At 73.9% G+C, this 18,895-nt stretch carries 16 protein-coding genes; 5 read left to right on the forward strand and 11 right to left on the reverse strand.

Features of this window, described 5'->3' with window-relative positions; translation table 11 throughout:
- Positions 1-309 precede the first annotated feature (309 nt).
- Together Sspor_RS01690 and Sspor_RS01695 are read right to left on the reverse strand one after the other, a co-directional pair.
- On the reverse strand, positions 310-1,779 hold the full coding sequence (locus tag Sspor_RS01690) for a helix-turn-helix domain-containing protein (RefSeq protein WP_202197381.1): 1,470 nt from the start codon (positions 1,777-1,779) through the stop codon (positions 310-312).
- 2 nt (positions 1,780-1,781) lie between these two features.
- The gene (locus tag Sspor_RS01695; RefSeq protein ID WP_202197382.1) at positions 1,782-2,057 is read right to left on the reverse strand and encodes a hypothetical protein; all 276 of its coding nucleotides are present in this window, start codon (positions 2,055-2,057) and stop codon (positions 1,782-1,784) included.
- A 616-nt stretch (positions 2,058-2,673) separates the two neighbouring features.
- Between Sspor_RS01695 and Sspor_RS01700 the strand changes: the two genes are divergently transcribed.
- On the forward strand, positions 2,674-3,687 hold the full coding sequence (locus tag Sspor_RS01700; protein WP_202197383.1) for an SPFH domain-containing protein: 1,014 nt from the start codon (positions 2,674-2,676) through the stop codon (positions 3,685-3,687).
- Positions 3,684-4,583 (forward strand): hypothetical protein, encoded by a 900-nt coding sequence (locus Sspor_RS01705; protein ID WP_202197384.1) that lies wholly within the window; start codon positions 3,684-3,686, stop codon positions 4,581-4,583. Before Sspor_RS01700 ends, Sspor_RS01705 begins: the two co-directional genes overlap by 4 nt.
- A 106-nt stretch (positions 4,584-4,689) precedes the next feature.
- Here the strand turns inward: Sspor_RS01705 and Sspor_RS01710 are convergent, their stop codons facing one another.
- The 3 genes from Sspor_RS01710 to Sspor_RS01720 all read right to left on the reverse strand — a co-directional run bounded on the left by Sspor_RS01710 (position 4,690) and on the right by Sspor_RS01720 (position 6,683).
- Positions 4,690-5,421, reverse strand: coding sequence for a hypothetical protein (locus Sspor_RS01710; protein ID WP_202197385.1), 732 nt, complete (start codon positions 5,419-5,421; stop codon positions 4,690-4,692).
- Positions 5,422-5,688: 267 nt separating this feature from the next.
- On the reverse strand, positions 5,689-6,072 hold the full coding sequence (locus tag Sspor_RS01715; RefSeq protein WP_202197386.1) for a hypothetical protein: 384 nt from the start codon (positions 6,070-6,072) through the stop codon (positions 5,689-5,691).
- A 137-nt stretch (positions 6,073-6,209) separates the two neighbouring features.
- The gene (locus tag Sspor_RS01720) at positions 6,210-6,683 is read right to left on the reverse strand and encodes a lamin tail domain-containing protein (protein ID WP_202197387.1); all 474 of its coding nucleotides are present in this window, start codon (positions 6,681-6,683) and stop codon (positions 6,210-6,212) included.
- Between the two features lie 438 nt (positions 6,684-7,121).
- Between Sspor_RS01720 and Sspor_RS01725 the strand changes: the two genes are divergently transcribed.
- On the forward strand, positions 7,122-7,733 hold the full coding sequence (locus Sspor_RS01725; RefSeq protein ID WP_237403600.1) for a hypothetical protein: 612 nt from the start codon (positions 7,122-7,124) through the stop codon (positions 7,731-7,733).
- A 431-nt stretch (positions 7,734-8,164) separates the two neighbouring features.
- Positions 8,165-9,247, forward strand: a complete 1,083-nt coding sequence (locus tag Sspor_RS01730; RefSeq protein WP_202197388.1) for a serine hydrolase domain-containing protein — start codon at positions 8,165-8,167, stop codon at positions 9,245-9,247.
- A gap of 97 nt (positions 9,248-9,344) precedes the next feature.
- Here the strand turns inward: Sspor_RS01730 and Sspor_RS01735 are convergent, their stop codons facing one another.
- Together Sspor_RS01735 and Sspor_RS01740 are read right to left on the reverse strand one after the other, a co-directional pair.
- A complete protein-coding gene (locus Sspor_RS01735; protein ID WP_202197389.1) occupies positions 9,345-9,956 on the reverse strand; it encodes a CAP domain-containing protein in 612 nt (203 codons plus the stop codon).
- Between the two features lie 244 nt (positions 9,957-10,200).
- Positions 10,201-10,752, reverse strand: coding sequence for a YceI family protein (locus Sspor_RS01740; protein WP_202197390.1), 552 nt, complete (start codon positions 10,750-10,752; stop codon positions 10,201-10,203).
- Positions 10,753-11,138: 386 nt separating this feature from the next.
- On the opposite strand from Sspor_RS01740, the gene Sspor_RS01745 reads away from it, so the two are divergent.
- Positions 11,139-11,378: a chaplin gene (locus Sspor_RS01745; protein WP_202197391.1), complete on the forward strand. Its 240-nt coding sequence runs from the start codon at positions 11,139-11,141 to the stop codon at positions 11,376-11,378.
- Positions 11,379-11,504: 126 nt separating this feature from the next.
- Here the strand turns inward: Sspor_RS01745 and Sspor_RS01750 are convergent, their stop codons facing one another.
- From Sspor_RS01750 to Sspor_RS01765, 4 genes are all read right to left on the reverse strand, one after another.
- Positions 11,505-12,287, reverse strand: a complete 783-nt coding sequence (locus Sspor_RS01750; protein ID WP_202197392.1) for a copper chaperone — start codon at positions 12,285-12,287, stop codon at positions 11,505-11,507.
- On the reverse strand, positions 12,287-13,684 hold the full coding sequence (locus Sspor_RS01755; protein WP_202197393.1) for a tyrosinase family protein: 1,398 nt from the start codon (positions 13,682-13,684) through the stop codon (positions 12,287-12,289). Before Sspor_RS01755 ends, Sspor_RS01750 begins: the two co-directional genes overlap by 1 nt.
- A gap of 243 nt (positions 13,685-13,927) precedes the next feature.
- Entirely contained in the window at positions 13,928-14,893 is a 966-nt protein-coding gene (locus tag Sspor_RS01760) for a hypothetical protein (protein WP_202197394.1), read from the reverse strand.
- Between the two features lie 122 nt (positions 14,894-15,015).
- Positions 15,016-18,828: an nSTAND1 domain-containing NTPase gene (locus Sspor_RS01765; protein WP_202197395.1), complete on the reverse strand. Its 3,813-nt coding sequence runs from the start codon at positions 18,826-18,828 to the stop codon at positions 15,016-15,018.
- Positions 18,829-18,895: the final 67 nt, after the last annotated feature.

Raw genomic sequence — 18,895 nt, forward strand, 5'->3', positions numbered from 1 at the left:
AAGAGACGCAGGACGGCCCGCAGCAGAAGCTGGTCATTTTCTGACAACAGCTCTGGCTGTTCACTGCCGGCCGTTCAGGTCCGGCCCGATGGCGGCTTCCTGCGCGACGGTTCTTCTGCCCATGGGTGTCCCAACGCTTTGGCAGGCCCTTCTGCGTACGCATGCCCGCTTTCCGGCCCGGCACAGGGCGGTTTCCAGTGCGGCTACGACTGTGACGAGGACCGGCCGGCGGACCCAGCCGGGTCCGCCGGCCGGTTCTGAAGCAAGGAGAGCGGGCGCCGACGCCCGCTCACGGCCTCCACAGGGGTACTAGGCAGCCTTTCCCGGGCGGTGCGGCCCCAGATCGTCAGCGAAGTGTTCGAGCCCCGCTTCGCTCTGGTCGAGGATCTGCCGGGCCCTGAACAGTGCGATGTCGATGTCGTCGTGGCCGGGCGCGGCGGCATCCCGGCCGGTCCCCGTCAGCGGTTCGACGGGCCCGAGGCACTCCTGCGGCCGGTCGGCCCGTTCGAGCTGGAGCCCGGAGCGGGGACCCGCGAGCCGCTCCAGGAGTCGCAACGCCAGTTCTTCCGCCCTGATCCTGGCCTGCTGTGCGCGCTCGGCCTGCTCCCGGGCCCGTTGCAGGCGCTCCGCGAGGTCGGCGTAGGAGGGCGAGGTGTCGCTCAGGCGGAATCGCCTCTCTTCGAGGGTGGCGATGTCCGCCTGGAGCTTGCCGATCATGGCCATGAGGATGATGGTCAGCCTCTGCGCGTTCTCCATCGACTGCCGCAGCGCCTGCTGCTGTTCCAGTGACGCCGAGAGCCGCTCGTACACCGCGATCTCGCGTGAGCCGGTTCGGACGACTGCGCCGGACGAGACCGCAGGCTCCCTCGCGCCCGGCTTCACGGCTCGGTCCCACAGGGACATGGCCTGGGTGAGCCGGCGTTCCGCGACTGCGGGCGGGGTGACCGCCCTCACCAGGTCCACGACGAATACGCGGGGAGGGACGCGGCCGGACAGGTGGACGGAGACCCGGGACACGGGCATGCGCAGCTTCCGGCTCAGCTCGGGGGTTCTGATGCCGGCCTCGTCCACCAGGTGGCGCAGAAAGGCCGCGAGATCGTGCGCCTCCCCGGTGGCCGCACGGATGGGGCCGCGGGGTCGGCCCCGGTGGCCCGTGTGGTTGCGGTCGGGTGGGGTTCTGTGTGCGCCGGGCCGCTCGGCGACCGGGCGTATGCGCCGGAGGGCTTGCGTCCAGTCCTCGTGGCGGTGGGTGGGTACCTCGCATGCGGTCAGGTAGCTGCGCATCTGGCGCTCGGAGATCGGCAGTGTCCTGCCCAGGCTGATGCGATGCGCGGTCGACCGCGGGAGGATGCCGAGGCCTCCGGCCTCTCCTTCCATGGAGCGCGTGGTCGGGCGGCCCGCCCACAGGTGGAGGTCGCGCAGGCTGCTGCGCAGATCGTCCGCCGTGGCGCAGAGTTTCGGATCGGGTGCGTGGTAGCTGTAGCGGGGCAGGACCGAGGCGTAGCGCGCCTTCCGCCACAGAAGCCGTGCATGGGCCGCCGCGTCCGCGGCGCCGGCCGTTCCGGGCGGTGTGCAGGCCGTGACGTAGGCGAGGACGGTGGGGAGTTTGGGCACACCGGCTCCCGAGGCGGCCCGTTTGAGGGTGGCCGGTGACAGCTGAGCCGCGGATGCGAGCCGGCCGTAGGTCACCTGTGAGGCGGCCCTGAGGGCGCGCAGGAAGTCGGCCAGGGCGGCGTGTTCGGGGACGCTGCGGTCCACGGGCTTCTCGGGGCGCGCCACTGCTACTTCTCCGGTCCCAGCAGGGCGCGCAGTGCGGCGCCGAACCGTCCGGCTCCTCCCGTGACGGTGAGGAGGACGACGCTCGATCCGATGGCTCCGGCTCCGCCGATCAGCCACAGCACGTCGGCGACGGGCATGTGGAGAACGGCCAGCAGTGCGGCGGTGAGAAGGAAGGCGATGATGACGGCTGCGTGAGCGGGACCGAATCCGGTGGCGGCCTGCGGCGGGGGCGGGGGCAGGGAGGGGCTCGCCGGGGCGGACGAGTGGGGACGGGGCATGGCGCGATCTCCTGATCGTGCGCCCTGCCGGCATGGGTCGCAGGCCGGCAGGACGCGGGCTACTGGCTCCAAAGGCGTTGTCTCACAGGGCGGTTGGCGCCGCCGGGTGTGATGCCTGGAACCGAGCATCCCAGCTGCCGGGCCGTTCGTGGACAGCCCGGGAAGGGGGCCCGGGTGGTTGGCTCGCGGGCGTCCCGGCCCGCAGTTCTTCCCCGGCTGTCGCGTTCTGGTACACCGCCCGCCGCGACCAGGGAGGACGTGCTGGGTGCCGTTGCGGTGCGACGGTTCGGGCCCGTTCGTTGGCTCGGGTGCGTCCCAGTTGCACTTGCCCGCGCCCGGGTCTGATGAGACGGTCTCTGGCGTGGCGGGCGCCTGGCACGGCGCCCCGCCCGTCATCCCTGAGTGCTACTGGCTCCGACCCCGGCGAACAGGGACAGACGCAGGCTCATGTTGGCGCGTGGCCTGCAGTGCGCAGGGACAGGCACCTCCGCGACGCGGTGGGTGCCTTTCTCTTTTCCCGGTGCTCCGCGGATCGCGCCCGCCCCCCATTTTCGTCACCTTGACGGTAAGAGGGTTCCTCGTTATCGTCGGTTTGACGAAATGAAGGGGGTTCGCCATGGCCGACATCACCCGGCGCCTCGGCTGGCGCCATCTGCGCTCCGCGCCCACCGCACACATCCGCCACCACCGGCGCGGCCGGCTCGTCCACGACGGCCGGGGGCTCAGTTTCTGGTACCGGTCGCTGTCGGCGGCGCTGTCCGAAGTACCGGTCGACGACCGGGAGCTGGCCATGGCGTTCCACGCCCGTACCGCCGACTTCCAGGACGTCACCGTGCAGGCCACGGTCACCTACCGGATCAGCGACCCGGCCCGGGCGGCCGACCGGCTCGACTTCTCCGTCGACCCGGACACCGGGAGCTGGCGCGGAGCGCCCCTGGAGCAGATCGCCACCCTCCTCACCGAGACCGCGCAGCAGCACACGCTGGACGTACTGGCCCGCACCCCGCTGGCCGCCGCCCTGGTGGACGGCGTCGCCTCCGTACGGCAGCGGGTCGCCGACGGTCTCGCCGCCGAGCCCAGGCTCCCGGACACCGGCATCGACGTGGTGGCCGTACGGGTCGTCGCGATCCGCCCCGAGGCCGAGGTGGAGCGCGCCCTGCGCACCCCGGCCCGCGAGCAGATCCAGCAGGAGGCGGACCGGGCCACCTACGAACGCCGGGCCGTCGCCGTCGAGCGCGAGCGCGCCATCGCCGAGAACGAGCTGGCCAGCCAGATCGAACTGGCCCGGCGCGAGGAGCAGCTGGTCGAGCAGCGCGGCATCAACACCCGCCGTGAGGCCGAGGAGCAGGCCGCGGCGGACGGCGTGCGGAGCGAGGCCGAGGCGGCCCGCAAGGTCACCCTGGCCCGCGCGGACGCCGAGGCGGCGCGCGAGACGGGCGCGGCGCGCGCCGAGGCCCAGGCCGCCTGGCTGCGGGTGCACGGCGAAGCCGGCCCGGGCACGCTGCACGCCCTGGCGGCGACCCGGCTGGCGGAGAACCTGCCGCGGATCGAGAGCATCACGCTCTCCCCCGATGTCCTGACCGGGCTCCTCACCCGGCTCGGGCGTCCGGACGGCGGGGCGGGCGCGTGAGCCTGGCCCCGCGGGCGGTCCTGGTGCACCGCAGGACCGAGTACGAGGAACTGCTCGCCCGGCACGGGACGCACGGGCAGGCGGCGTTCTTCCTCTCCAGCCGGGGCCGCTCCATCGACGAGGTGGTCCGCCGCCACGACCGCACGCGGCAGGCGCTGCGGGAGGTGGCGGCGGCGGTGCCGCTGACCTGGCGCAGCTGTCGGGTGGAGCGGGCGGACCTGGACCGCTTCCTGTTCGCCCCGGAGGACGTGGTGGTCGTGGTCGGCCAGGACGGCCTGGTCGCCAACACCGCGAAGTACCTCGCCGGGCAGCCGGTGGTGGGCATCGACACCGACCCGGGGCGCAACCCCGGGGTCCTGGTCCGTCACCGCTGCGCCGACACGGCCGCCCTGCTGCGTGCCGCGGCCGCCGCCGGGGGGCGGGCGGAGGAGCTGACCATGGTCGAGGCCGTCGCCGACGACGCCCAGCGCCTGCTCGCGCTGAACGAGATCTACCTGGGCCCGCCCGGCCACCAGACGGCCCGCTACCGCCTGGGCCCCGACGGCGAGGAGGGCCCGGGCGAGGCCCAGGCGTCCTCCGGGGTGCTGGTGGGCACCGGCACGGGCGCCACCGGCTGGCTGCGCTCCCTGTGGCTGGAGCGCGGCAGCGCCACGGGGCTGCCCGCACCGTGCGAGGAGCGGCTCCTGTGGTTCGTGCGCGAGGCCTGGCCCTCGCCCGCGACCGGCACGTCGAGGGTCACCGGTGAGCTGGGGCGCGGACAGGGGCTGCGGCTGACCGTGGAGTCGGACCGGATCGTGGTCTTCGGTGACGGGATGGAGGCCGACGCCCTGGAGCTGACCTGGGGCCAGAGCGTACGGCTGGGTATCGCGGGAACCTCGCTGCGCCTGGTGACGTGAGCGCCGGGCAGGGGTGCGCCAGGGGCGGGACCGGGCCGGGGACAGGGCGAGGCACCGGAGGCGGGGGCTTCCGGTGACGCCGCCCTGCCGGGCCGGTGCTGCGGGGTCAGGCCGCCGCGTCCCAGGCCGTCATCGGGCCGTCCAGCCAGGCCGGTGGCAGTTCGGCGGCGTCCCACTCCTCCTGCAGCGCGGTCGCCGCCGTGGCGAGCCGTTCCAGCACGGCGATGCTGGTGGCGGAGTGCAGGAGGGAGTAGCGGCTGTGGATGGCGGTGGCGCTGCCGGGCCCGTACGCGACGTACAGCCGCTCCAGACGGGCCCGGTTCGCCGCGGCGAAGGCCGCCAGCCGGCCGGCGTACCCGGCCCGCTGCCAGGGGGTCATCGTGGCGAGGACGGCGGCGAGTACCTCCTCGGTGACCTCGGGGTCGAGGTCGGAGGCCGCGGTGAAGGCGAGGTAGAGGGGGGTGACGGCCACCTTCGCCCGCTCCACCTCCATCCGCCCGACCGGCGGCCGGACGTCCGGGCCGGCGGCCGGTCCGTCGGGGTCGACGCTCTGGCGCAGGGCCCGTTCGGCGATCCCTGCGAGCGCGTCGGTGACGGCACGGGCACCGTCCAGCCAGCCCGACTCGTACGGCTCGCCCTTGTCCCCCGGTACGGAAGCCCCGAGCGCGCCGGCCTCCTGGCAGGCGCCGGCCAGGGCGCCCGCCTCGACCAGGGCGATCAGGCCCTGCGCGTCGTCGGCGGAGAACCCCGCCCGGCCGAGCAGCTGGAGCAGCGTCCTCTTCGCGTTCAGGACGCTGGCCGGGTCCAGCTCCTGCCGGTTCTCCTCGGCGGCGTGCATCGGATCCTCCTCGTCCCGTGGGCGGCGCGGTGTGCCTGTGCGGAGCGCACCGTTCGACGGTTCAACGCGGGAGGGGTCCGCTGTGATCCCTACGGATGCTCTGCTGCTCGGCGACTGCATCCGTTCAGCGCAACGCGCGCGGCGGGCGGAACGCGCGGAACGGACGGCGGTCATACCGGCAGACCCTAACGGTCCGCCCGGGTCCGTGATCTCCACAGGGTCTCGGGGGGGTGCGGTGGGGGTGTGCGGTGGGGGCGGGGGGCGGGCTCAGCGGCTGGTGGTGATCCACCGTACGAGGGTGGCGTGGGTCGTGTCGTCGAGTGACGCGAGGATGTTGATGGATTCCAGATCGCCGGGCCGTGGGGGAACGCCGATGGTGGTCAGCGCCGCTTGCAGGTCCAGCCTGCGCCGGTCCACGGGGGTCAGGGACCGGGCGAGGCGCGGGTCGGACGCGGGCGCGGGCGCGGGTGCGTGTGCCGTCGGACGCTCTTCGCCGAGGTGGTGCGGGTACCGGTCCGTGTCGCCCGGGCGGTGGTGCGGCAGGGCGCCGCGGGAGACGGGCGGTGCGGTGTCGGCGCCGGGGAAGCGGTAGGGGTCGAGGTCCAGCTGAGGGACCGTGACCTCGGACGGGTCGTACTGCCAGAACTCCACGAAAGGACCTGCCTGCGTCGGATGGGCCGCTGCTTCCACGGCGGGGGTGTCGCGTGCCGCGGCGGTCGGCCGCGGCACGCGGTTGCTGCTGGTGGCCGGCAGTTCACGGTCCCCGATGGTGTGGCTGCCGGGCCGGGTCAGCGGGAGCCGCGGCGGCCCCAGGTCTCGGTGTCGACGACGTTGCCGCGGTTGTCGCGGAGGGTGGCGGTGTCGCGCTCGTCCCAGATCTGGTGGCGGCGGTCCTGGTACACGTCGTGGCGGGTGTCGCGGCCCTGGCCGGTGTGGACCCTCACGCTGGAGCGGCCGTCCAGGCGGAAGTCGGAGAAGCGGTAGCGGTTGCCCTGCCGGTCGGTGAGGGTGAAGCCGCGCAGGTTGACGGCGTGGCGGCCGGTGTTCTCCACCTCGACCCATTCACGGTTCAGCGCACGGTCGGAGCGGTCCCGGCCGCCGGTGCCGTACTGGACGTCGCTGATGACGACCGAGGAGTGCGAACCCCGGTGGCCGTGCCGGTCGTCGTCGTGGGCGGCGGCCGGCAGGGCGGCCGCCCCGATCAGCGCGCCGGCGGCCAGGACCGTGGTGACGGCGCGGCGGGTGGCGAGGGAAGCGGACATGCGGATGGCTCCTTCAGCAGTCGGCCGGTCCGGCCGCGTTCGCGATCCGGGCGGGCCCCGTACGTTTCCCGGCGTCCTGCCGGGGAGCGACACTCTGGCCCGCGGCCGCCATCAACCGCCACAACTCACGACGCGCGTTGCGCAATGCGGACATGTCCGTAACTCTCCCTTGTAAGAGGCAAGCGTCAAGGCTCTGTTGACGCGGAGGGCGCGGGAGGCGGGGACGGCCCCGTCAGCGCCGGAACAAGGGGATTTCGGCCAGATAAGAAGTTCATTCACGCCATGCCCCAGGCCGGCGCCGAATGGGTTCAGAGCTCTGTAACAGGCGCTCGCGCCGTTTCCTCGAACCCCCTGTGCACCACCGCTCGGACGTGCGGGCGGTGACGGCCGCCGCCCGGTCCGGGGTATGCGCAGCCTGTGGCGGGGTACGGGTGGGGCGTGGGATGCGAACGGCTGGTGTTCGACGGCTGGATCGCCGCCGTCGGCACGGGATCCGGCACGCGCGTGGTCGTGGGCCACTGGCCGCGGTCGCCCTTCGGGCCGTTCAGTGACGTGATGCTGGAGCGTGCCGACGGGTGGCGCACGCTGCTCGCGCCCACCCCCCGGACGGCGGAGTACATCGCCGGTGTCTACCACTTCGACGAGGTCCGGACGGGCCCGGTGGGCGTGCGGATCCGCGGCAGCGCGTGGGAGGTCGCGGCGGGACCCCTGGAGCTGTGCTTCCGGGTCGGGCGTCAGGGACCTCTCGGCCTGGCGCTGCGGGCCGTCCCCCGGTCGCTCGCCCGACGGCCGCTGTGGGCGGCCGTGACGGACGTTCCCGCACGCCTGATGGCCGGTGTGCGGACCCGGGGCAGCTCGCGGCCCGGCTGCCGCCAGTGGTACGCGGCGGGCGGCCTGTGGCCGATCGTGGCCGCCCGGGCCTCCTTCGGCGGGACCGGTCTCGGCGCGCTGGCTCCGGTCGTCCCGCCCGTGCGCTTCGGTTTCGCGTCGGCCCCCGCGTCACCGGCGCTGGTGCGGGTGCTCTCCACCGTCGAACGCGTCGTCGCCTGAGCCCGCGGCGCACGCCGGCCGCTCGCGCCCGCACCCCGCGCGGACGTGCCAGGTTCGGCGGGGAAGGGCCGGGGGTCCGGAGGTCCGCGCCCCCGGGGTCGTGTCGCGGATCCCCGGCCGGGCGTCCCCGTCACCCGTACCGCTCCCGCACGCCTGGCGCCGGGCCGCATCCGCCGGCCCCGGCCCCGGCACGGCTCCCCTGGTCCCCCGGTCCCGGGGGGTGTCCCCACCCGGGACGGACCGGGTGGCATGATCGCCGGGGACGGGCACCCCCGGAGAGGCTGGGAGCGGAAACCGCTGGAATCCCGATGCTTCACAGGAGTTGGCCCGTGCACACCCGGACATGGCACACGCTTCGTTCTTCCTGTCGGCGGCCGGGCGGCCGGCGCAGAACCGCCACGGCCGCGGCGACGGCGGTGGCCGTCTGCGCGATGACGCTGGGTGCCCTGGCACCGCCCGCGGCATCCTCCGCCCGGCCGGACGCGGTCCAGCGGCACCTCGACGCGCTGGTGCGTTCCGACGGCCTGCCCGCCGCGCTGGCGAGCGTCCGGGACGGCAAGGGCCGCACCCGTACCTACACCGCGGGGGTGGGCGACCTGGCCACGGGGGCGAAGGTGCCGCAGGACGGGCAGGTGCGGGTGGGCAGCACCACCAAGACCTTCACCGCGGTGGTCGTCCTGCAGCTGGTGGCCGAGGGGAAGGTCGGCCTCGACACCGATGTCGACACCTATCTGCCGGGTCTCGTCCGCGGGGAGGGGATCGACGGGCGCGGCATCACCGTCCGTGAGCTGCTCCAGCACACCAGCGGGATTCCCGACTACGAGGAGGAGGTCGGCGACGCCCTCCTGGAACGCCGGTACCTGGAACCCCGCGACCTCCTGGACATCGCCCTGCGCAAGAAGGCCGGCTTCGCCCCCGGGAAGGGCTGGGCCTACAGCAACACGAACTACGTACTGGCCGGCCTGATCGTCCAGAAGGTCACCGGCCGGCCGCTCGCCGAGGAGATCGACAGGCGTGTGGTCCGGGCCGCCGGACTGCGCCACACCTACTTCCCGGCCGCCGGTGACACGACGCTCCGGGAACGCCATCCCCGGGGCTACCACAGGGAATCGGCCGGTGCGCCGTGGCACGACGTCACGGGCATCGACCCGTCCGCGAGCTGGGCGGCGGGGCAGATGATCTCCACCGGCTCCGACCTCAACCGGTTCTTCACCGCGCTCCTGGCCGGTGACCTGCTGGAGGACGCGCAGCTCGCGGAGATGCGCGCCACCGTCCCCCTCGGGGACACCGGCGCCGGATACGGACTGGGGATCATGAGCAGGCCTCTGTCGTGCGGCGGCCTCTACTGGGGCCACGGCGGCGACATCCCGGGGTACGAGACCCGCGGCGGGGTCACCGACGACGGCCGCGCGGCGGCGAGCGTCACGGTGACCGCCGTCCCCGCCGACGTGGCGGCCACGAGGCGCGTGGAGAGCGCGGTGGACACGGCCCTGTGCGCCGCGAAGCGGGCGTAGCACGGCAGGCCGGGACGGGTGGGCGGCGGCCGCGGCTGCCGTGCGAACGGGGTTGCGGAGCGCACCGGTTCACTGCTGCCGGTTCACTGCTGCCGGCTCACTGCTGGCAGCGGCCGAAGGTCACGACGTAGGTTCCGGCCTGGCTCGCGCCGGCTCCGGCCGGGTCGGCCGAACCCGGCTGGGCCCAGGCGCCGATCTCTCGCATCGACGGGTCGAGGATGATCTGGCGGTGGCCCCATGTGCTGACGTTCATCCACCAGTTGACCGCGGCGTTCGGGGTCCCGGAGCCGCCCCAGCCGGTGTAGGTGATCTCGGCGACGGCCCATGACCTGGGGTTGGGGCAGTAGCCCGCGGCTTTGATCCGGGTCTGCGGTGTCGAACCGGTCTGCGGGTTGCGGTGCGAATCCCTGCCCGGTCCCCACCACTTCTGCTGCACGGCGGCGGCGGAGTGCTGCTGCGCCGCGGTGGTCAGTGCCTGGTTCGTGGTGAGGGCGGGCAGCCCTCTCTGCGTGCGCTGGTTGTTGATGAGGCATATCAGTGCGTTCCGTGCGGCGCTGTCGTTGCTGCTGACCGGGGCCCGGGCAGCGGCCGCGGCGTCGCACGTGGCGGCTGCCGCCGGCAGGGCCGACACCGGTATCAGTGCGGCCGACAGGACTCCGGCCGCAGCCAGGCTCCGTGCGGTGGTGAGGAACGAGGCGTGTCTGCTCAAGGAGGTCCACCTCCCGCGAACACGAACAGGGGTTGCCGGCGGTGAAGGTGCCACGTCGCGTACGTGGCGGCACGTGGCACGGCCCGCCGCTACGGCTTCTCCTCTCAGGCTGCCAGCCCTCGCGCCGGCCCGCCATCCAGGCCCCGGCCCGCACCCCGCACCCGCGCGGCGTCTGGCGTACGGGGCGCGGGGAGGGGGTGTGGGGAGGGGGTGCGGGGAGAGGGGGGCGGCCCGGACGGCGCGGTCAGCCCTGCTTGATCGCGGAGATGTCGAACTCCAGGACGACCTTGTCGCCGACCAGCACGCCGCCGCCTTCCAGGGCCGCGTTCCAGGTCACGCCGAAGTCTTTGCGGGAGATGGTCACCGCGCCTTCCAGGCCGACCCGCAGGTTGCCGAACGGGTCGACGGCGTTGCCGGTGTACTCGAGGTCGACGGTGACCGGGCGGGTGGTGTCCTTGATGGTCAGGTCGCCGGTGACGCGGTACTCGGTGTCGGAGCGGGGTTCGACCGAGGTGCTGCGGAAGGTGAGGTCGGGGAAGTTGGGGGCGTCGAGGAAGTCGTTGGTGCGCAGGTGCTGGTCGCGCTGTTCGACGCCGGTGTCGATGCTCTCGGCCTTGATCACCACCTGGGCGGTGGACCGGGCCGGGTCGGCGCCGTCGAGGTGGGCGGTGCCTTCGAACTGGTGGAACGCGCCGCGGACCTTGGTCACCATGGCGTGGCGGGCGACGAACCCGATCCGGGTATGGGCGGGGTCGAGGACGTAGTCCCCGGTGAGGTCGGAGATTTCGACGGTCATGGTGGGGTAGCGCCTCCGAACGGCCGGGATCCCGGCGGCGGTACGCCCGGATCGTTGCGGACCCACGCTAGGGGGCGACCGGCTCCCGTCCCGGCGGGACGCACGGGCGGCGGCAAAGTGCACCCTGACGGCGATCGCGGGCGGCGGCGAAGGCTTCGGGCGCCGACCGGTGTCCCCGCATCGGGTCGGCTCCCGCCGTTGCGTGCCTGCCGGTGTGCGTGCGATGCACCCGACCGGGCGAAGAGTCGTGTCCTGGGGCCGGGGGCGTGCGTTGCACGGGAGTCGGCATGGTCCCCGGGTCGAAGCGTGCACCTGGGCCCGGGGACGGTGCCCGTGTTCCGCCCCCGCGGAACCCCACCCCCATCGCATGTTTCGAGGAGCGCATCATGTCCGCAGTGCAGAAGAGCTTCGCCATCGCCGCCACCGCGGCCACCGTCGTCATGGGCGCCGCGGGCCTGGCCTCCGCCGACGCCGGCGCCCACGGTGCCGCTGTGGGTTCCCCCGGCGTCCTGTCCGGCAACCTGGCCCAGGTCCCCGTCCACATCCCGGTCAACGTGTGCGGGAACAGCGTCAACGTCATCGGCCTGCTCAACCCGGCCTTCGGCAACACCTGCGTCAACGCCTGACGCACCGCACACCGGCCGGCCCCGTACAAGGGGCCCGGCCCGCGGTACCCGTGAGCGCGGCGGCCGGACTCCGCCCCGACCGCCCCACTCCCCCACTCCCGCCGCTCGCGCCATGGCGGGCGGCGTTCAGGCGAGCCCGGCGGTGAGGGCGGCCGTCACCGCGGCGGCGGCCAGGACCGCGGCCGCGACGTGCGTGGGGCGGCGCGGTCTGCGGGCGAGTTTCTCGGTCGTGACGATCCCGGTGAGCAGCACGGTCCAGCCGAGCATCCCGATCCCCCCGGCGGCCCCTCCCGCCACGGCCATCACGAGCATCAGCGCCCAGCACGAACGCAAGCAGGCTCCGCCGTGGCGCAGTCCGTAGCGGGTGGCTCCGGCCACCGCGGGCCAGCCGCTCAGGGGCAGTGGGGAGGAGCGGTGGCAGTCCCGCAGGGCACGGCGTTTGTGGACGGTCAGCTGCCATACGGCCGCCAGCGCCAGCGCCGAGGCGAGTACGGCCTTCCCGGGCAGCGGCGACCACAGCGGTGCCAGGTGCAGCAGCAGGGCGCCGTATCCGATCCAGACGGCCAGGTAGGCGGCGGCGAACGTCGCCATCGCGCGCTGCCGTCGGCGGCGCAGGCTGTTGGTGCCCACGTGGTCGAGTTCGGGGACCGCCGAGGGCAGCATCATCGCGACGCTCATCAGCGTCCACATCGCCAGGTCCATGGGGGCGGCCGCCTTCGGGCCGGCCGCTGCGTGGGTGTGGGGAGCCCCGTGCGCGCCGTGGGTCCCGGCGGCCGCGGTCAGCACGGCCAGGGTGATCCAGGCGGCGAGGGCCGCCAGCTCGAAGCCGAGGCAGACCCGCGGCCGCAGCAGCCGGCGCACGCGCATCGTCCGCAAGGAGCGCACCCGCCGGGCGTTCACCTGTGTCATCAGGTGTAGCCGAGGCTGACGCGTCCGATCTGGACCGGGGGGTCGTCCTGGTCGACCGGCTCCGTGAAGCCGAGCGGAAGGAAGGTCACGCGCACCTCGCGGTCGTCCCAGGCGTTCTCCGCTTCGAGTCTGCGCACCAGCGGGGTGATCTCCACGGTCACCCGCAGGCCGTGCGGGTGTTCGTCGCCTCGTGGATCCTGTGCCAGCTCGATGCCGAAGAACGGCAGGTTGCCGACCCGGTGGCTCTCCGCCAGTTCGTCCGGGGCTCCGTCGGGCAGGTTGACGTAGATGCCGTAGACGGTGTCGGGGCTCTCGTCGCCCTCGATGTCCTCGACGCTGAGATAGACCCGTCCCCGGGCTTCGGCGGCCATGGCGCCGAGGCCCGTGCCGAGCGAACGCACCGTGCGTTCGTCGATGGGTACGGCGACACTCGCGGCGCGGCCGACGAGGCGTACGGGATGCCGGGACGCGCCGATCAGTTCCCTCCGCTCGGGCCGGGCCGGCCCGGAGGCGCCGGGATTGCCCGCCGCCATCTCGGGCACCGGGGGCGGGGCCGGGGTCGGGGTGGTGATCGCCGGGTGCGGTTCGTAGGTGTACCCGAGCTGGTTCTCGATGTCCTCGACGCCGGCCGGGGTCAGGGTCCGCTCGGTCCCGTCGGCGTCGAAGAACCGGTATTCCTGGTCCGTCCAGCGCGGGTCGGCGGTCGGGTCGCTGTGCCCGGGGCGGCTCGCCCATACGGACCAGAGGCGGTCGATGTTGGCGTGGTGAAGCCAGAAGACGGGGTCCTGTGCGGCGGTGCGGGGATTCTTCATCAGGCCGCCGAGGTGGTTGTGCACGGCGCCGTGCGGGGTGAGTTCGATCTGTCCGTGTCTGTTCCAGATGGCGTCACCGTCCGGGGTGATGCCGCCGCCGAATTCCGCCTCTCCGACGAACTTGGGGCGTGCCAGCGCCGATGCCGGGGAGGTGATCTGGAAGGGCAGGGCCTGGCCCAGGTTGACGTTGTTGCCCCGCTGGGCGAAGAGGGGGTTGGTGCCGCCTTGCGGGTCTCGGAAGGCGGCGGGGATCCGGGCTTGTGTGCCGCCGGTGTCGTAGGACCAGAAGGGCAGGGCCCAGTCGTCCGGGCCGCCCAGGTCCACGACGGTCGCGCGCACGATCCGCTCGAAGAAGTAGAGGTACATGCGGTGCCACGGGAGGAAGAACCAGGACCCGTGCTGGCAGCCGTTCCACAGCGGCTTCGGCGGTGTCACCGTCGTCTTGTGCATGGCTGCCTGGTAGAACCAGCTCGTGGGGTCCTGCGGGTCGCGGCTCTTCATCTCGGCGACGGCCGCGGCATAGTGTGCGAGCGTCAGGTCGCCGTCCGGAAGTGTCCACACGTTCCTGCGCACGTGCACCGTCATCGCGTCCGCCTTCTGTCGCCCCGGTGATGGTCGTCCCGCCCGCGTCGTCCTGCCGCCGCCTGTCGTCCTGCGGGCGGGATCGCGGGCCGGAACCGGGAGAAAGCTACCGAAACGGCATGCCTGGACGGATACGGCGCGCGGGCGGCAGGGCCAGAGGGAGGCGTCTGTTCCCCCCTCTCCCCCGCACCGTTGTCCCGCCGCACCCGCCGCACCCGCCGGGCCCGCCGGGCCCCCGGTGCGGTCTCAGTACAGCGGGCCGGAGGGGAACCCGTGATCCGGCGGGAACGGATCGGGCAGGGCGGGAGCCGGCCGGGCGGCGGCTCCCCGCGCGCGCCCGGCGGCCAGGCGCGCGGGCCACTCGGCCGCCCACATGAGGGCGGCGGCCCCCGCCAGCGGCCAGAAGCCGTCGGCGTGAAGCCGGGGGTCCGCGCAGGCGAAGGCCGCGCAGATCAGCCACAGCAGCAGGCAGTGGTAGGCGACGAGGACGATCGAGGCGATTCCCGGTACGGGCAGGGACAGGGTGATGCGCGGCAGCATGAACAGGGCTGCCGCGGCGCACAGGGCCAGTGCCTGGCGCCACCCCGGCGCGGGGTCGAGGCGGATGCCGTCCAGCACGAGCGAGGCGAGCGCGAGTGCGGCGGCGTTGAGCAGGACGGCGGCCAGGGAGCGTGCGGCCGCGCGGCCGGTGCGGCGGCGGAACAGGGCGAGGAAGGTCGAGGCCGTGGTGGCGACGGCCGCCACCAGCAGCCCTGAGACGAAGACCGGCCACGTTCCGGTCAGGCGCGCCGGCAGGCCCGCGGCGCCGCAGATCCGTACGCCCGCCCAGAGGGCGAGCGGATACACGGTGAGCAGGACCAGCACGCCGGCCAGGGTCTGCAGCGCCCCGAGGAGCATCAGGCGCCGCACCGGGGCGAAGAACTCCCGGTCCGGTCCCCAGGGGTCGGGCTCCTGCGCGAGGAGCCTTCGGGCCCGGCGCACGGCCGGCCGCATCAGACGGTCCGTCAGGCCCGAGGCCGCGCCGGCGCATGTGCTCACGAAGGCGGCCGTCAGGGCCACCGCGAGGACCTGCCGGCCGGCCGGACCGGTCAGCCGGAAGTCGACGACCAGGAGCGCGGCCGCCGCCACGCCGGCAGCCACCGAGGCCGTTCGCAGCACGGCGGCGGCGCCCTTCCCCGTCCGTCCGTGCCCGCGTTCGCTGTCGTCCGTCATCAGCTGCCCCCTCGTGCGTCGCGGCTCCGGCAGAAGGCATGCCCGGTTCGCACCCACGGCAGCCCTGTGGGGCCGCCGTGGGTGAGGCGGGGGCGGACGGCCGCGGTCCGGGTGCCGCGGTCTCATCTCGGTGCGGGGCGTGTGCGGGCGGCCGGGGCGGGGCAGGGCGGGGCGAAGTCGAGTGCCGGGAAGTACTGGGCCCACTGGGCCGGGGTGATCGGGGGGTGGACGCTGTCGCAGATGCGGGCGGTGACCTGGTCCAGGGCGGTGTCCCGCAGCCGGATGGTGAAGTCGTTGCCGCCGGTGGCCAGGGTGTTGCCGTCGGGCGTGAACGCCACGGCCGGTACGGGGTTGGTGTGGCCGGTGAGGACCGCGGGGGCGGGCGGGCCGTTCAGGTCCCACAGGAGGGCTTTGCTGTCCGCGGCGCCGGCCGCCAGCCGGCGGCCGTCCGCGGCGAAGGCCAGGGTGTAGAGCCAGGAGCCGGGCACGGTCAGTTGTGCGGTCTTCGCCGGGTGGTGGATGTCGTGGACGTCGATCAGCCAGACGGTTTTGTCGGTGCGGTGGAAGGCGGCCAGTTGCCGGTTGTCGGGGCTGAACACGCCGCCGGTGAGGGGGTCGGCCCGGAACGGGGACGGGAGTTCGCGGGGGGTGCGCGGTCGGGTGATGTCCCAGAACCTCAGGGAGCCGGACTCGCCGGTGCTCGTGACCAGCGTGCGGCCGTCGGGCCGGAAGGAGGCCGTGGTGACGTGGGGTCCGCTGTCGGTGATCCGGCTCAGTGGCCGGGGGGCGGCGGGATCGGTGAGGTCCCACAGGCCGGCCGTCTGCTGGTCCCAGACGGCCAGGAGGTGGCCGTCCGGGGCGAAGGCGGTGCCGGCGACCTCGCCGCCGTCGGGGGTGATGACCGATGTCAGGCGGGGCTTTCGGGGGTCGGTGACGTTCCAGACGCGGGCGGTGCCGTCCTCGCTCGCGGTGACCAGGACGCGGCCGTCCGGGCTGAACGTCACGCAGCGGACGAACCGGGTGTGTCCGTGCAGCGCCGACAGCGGCCACAGGGCGCGGCCGCCGGTGACCTGCCACAGGCGTGCGGTGCCGTCCCAGCTGGCGCTGGCCAGGAGGCGGCCGCCGGGGGCGAACGCGAGGGAGGTGACGACGTCGTCGTGGGTGGCGAGGGAGAGGTCCCGCAGGTCCAGGAGCCGGTCGGAGTTGGCGAGTACGCGGCCGTCCGGGGTGAACGCGGCCTGGTAGAAGCCGCCCTGGAGGGTGCTGGTGCGGCGCGGGCCGGCCGGGGTGGTGACGTCCCAGAAGTGGGTGGATCCGCCGATGGTGACCAGGGTGGTGCCGTCCGGGCTGAAGGCGACCGACCAGACGATCGCGGGATGGCCGGACAGGACGGCGGCGGGTCGCGTCCGTTCGCCGCCGGCGATGGGCCACAGGCGTGCGGTGCGGTCCCAGCTGCCGGTCGCCAGGGTCCTGCCGTCGGGGCTGAACGCGGCCGAGGTCACGGTGTCGGTGTGGCCGCGCAGGGTGTCGAGGAGGAGGGGGTGCGCGGGGTCGCCGGCGTTCCACAGCCGGGTGGTGGTGTCGCCGGTGGTCGCCAGCGTGCGGCTGTCGGGGCTGAACGTCACCGAGGTGACCGCGGCGGTGTGACCGGGCAGGGTGGCCAGCAGCCGCGGGCGGCGGGGGTCGTCCACGTTCCACAGGCGCGCCGTGCCGTCGGTGTGGCCGGTGGCCAGGACACCGCCGGCGGGCCGGTACGCCACCCAGGTCGGGGCGGCGTGCTGGTCGGGCAGGGTGCCCAGTTCGGCGGGCGCGCGCCGGTCGGTCACGTCCCACAGCCGCACGGCGTGTTCGCCGGCTGTGGCCAGGATGCGGCCGTCCTCGCCGAAGGCGACCGACAGCAGGCGGTCGTGCTGGTTCACGACGGCCAGCTGGAGCGGGCGGCGGGCGTTCTCGATGTCCCACAGCCGGGCCGTGCCGTCCCAGCTCGCGGTGGCCAGGAGGGTGCTGTCCGGGGCGGTGGAGAGCGATACCACGTCGGAGGTGTGGCCGGTGAGCCGGCCGGTGTACGGGGTCGCGAAGGTGCTCAGGAGCTGGTCGCGGACGTCACGGGTGCCTGCCAGCCGGTAGGCGGCCAGGTTCAGCTGCGCGGCGAGCGAGGGGTCGTGCGGGCGCATCTCGGCCGCGTCCGCGGCGGCCTTGCGCGCGACGGCGACGTTGCGCTGGCGGATGGCCGAGTCGCGTGAGCCGACGGCCAGTGCGCCTGCGGTCGCCGCGACGGCCACCAGCACGGTGAGCAGGGTGACCAGCTGGCGCAGGCGGACGGTGCGCCGTCGGACGGCCGCGGTCTCGCCGGCCTGGGCTTCGCGGCCGGCGTCGAGGAAGCGGCGTTCGAGGGCGGTGAGGCGGCTGTCGCCGGCGGCGGCCAGGTCCAGTGCCGCGGCCAGGCGGGCGCCCCGGTACAGGGCGTGCGGGTCGTGGTCCTGTGCTTCCCAGTCGGCGCTCGCGTCGGTGAGCCGGCGGTGCAGGAGGAGCCGGTCGCGGTCTTCGGTGAGCCAGCCGCGCAGTCGGGGCCAGCAGCGGATGATCGCTTCGTGGGTGATCTCGACGCATCCGTCGGAGAGGGTCACGAGCCGTTGGCGGGCGAGGGATTCGAGTACGTGGGCGGTGTCGGGGTGCGGGTCGAGTTCGTTCGCGGTGATGCGGCGCCGGGTGTCCTCGGTGCCGTCGCCGAGTGCGGTGAGCCGCAGGAACAGGGACTTGGCGAGGTCCTGCTGTGCCGGTGACAGGGCCCCGTAGGCCGCCTCCGCGGTGTGGGCGAGCGCGTGCCGGATTCCGCCCGCGGCCAGGTATCCCTCCAGGGTGAGGCGGCTGCCGCTGCGCCGGTGCCAGGTTTCGACCATGGCGTGGGAGATCAGGGGCAGCGCGCCGGGCTGGCCGGTGGCGTCCGCGACCACGGCTGCGAGCAGCGGGCCGGCCACGGTGCAGTCGGCGAGCAGGGCCGGCCGGACGACGGCCTCGCGCAGTTCCTGGCTGCTCATCGGTCCGACCGCGAGCTGTGCGTCGCGCATCGCTTCGAGGAGGCGGGGGTGTTGGAGGCAGTGGCCGTAGAAGTCGGCGCGTACGCCGAGTACTACGCGGGTGCGGCTGGGCGGCGCCGTGGCGGCGGTGATCAGCATGGTGATGAAGGCGTCGCGTTCGTCCTGGTCGCCGCAGAGGGTGAAGGTCTCCTCGAACTGGTCGACCACGATCAGCGTGTCGGCGTCCGGTGGGTGGCCGATCATCGCTTTCCGGATCCGCAGGTGCAGTGCCATGGGGTCGTCGCGCAGTTCGCCCAGCAGCGGGCCGGGGGCTTCTCCCGTCGCCGCGGCGAGGTGGATCGCGTGTTCCTGTACGGGGTGGGGGCCCGGGGTGAACAGGAGCACGGGCCGGCCCGCTGTGCGGGTGCGGGCGACGAGTCCGGCCCGTAGCAGCGAGGACTTTCCCGATCCGGACGGGCCGAAGACGGTCAGGAAGCGGTGGTCGCGGACCTTGGCGAGCAGCTCGCCGGTCAGCTGCTCGCGCCCGAAGAAGCGGTCGGTGTCTTCCGGTTGGAATGCGGCCAGTCCGGCGTAGGGGGCGGTCCGCCGGCCGGAGGGGCCGGGCTCGCCGGCCTGTGGGGCCGTGGTGGCGGCGATCTCGGCGGCGGCCGTGTGCCATCGGGTTTCCCAGGTGCGGCGGTCGCCCTGGCATGCCTCGACGTACGCGAGTGTGACGGCGAGGCTCGGGAACGTGTGTCCGCCGGCGGCGTCCGAGAGGGTGGTGGACGAGTAGTGCGCCCTTTTCGCCAGTGCCCGGTAGGGCGGCCGGCCGGCTGCCTCGCGCAGTCGGCGGAGGTCGGCCGCGAACCGTGTGAGCGGACCGGAGTCCGGGTCGAGCGGGCGTTCGGGGCGTGGCATTGCCTTCCTTCCTGCGGCTTTCCGCGGCCGTGATGGGTGGTGTTTGTCCAGCTTTTGATGTCCGGAA

This window comes from Streptomyces spororaveus (genome assembly GCF_016755875.1).
Classification (GTDB): domain Bacteria; phylum Actinomycetota; class Actinomycetes; order Streptomycetales; family Streptomycetaceae; genus Streptomyces; species Streptomyces spororaveus.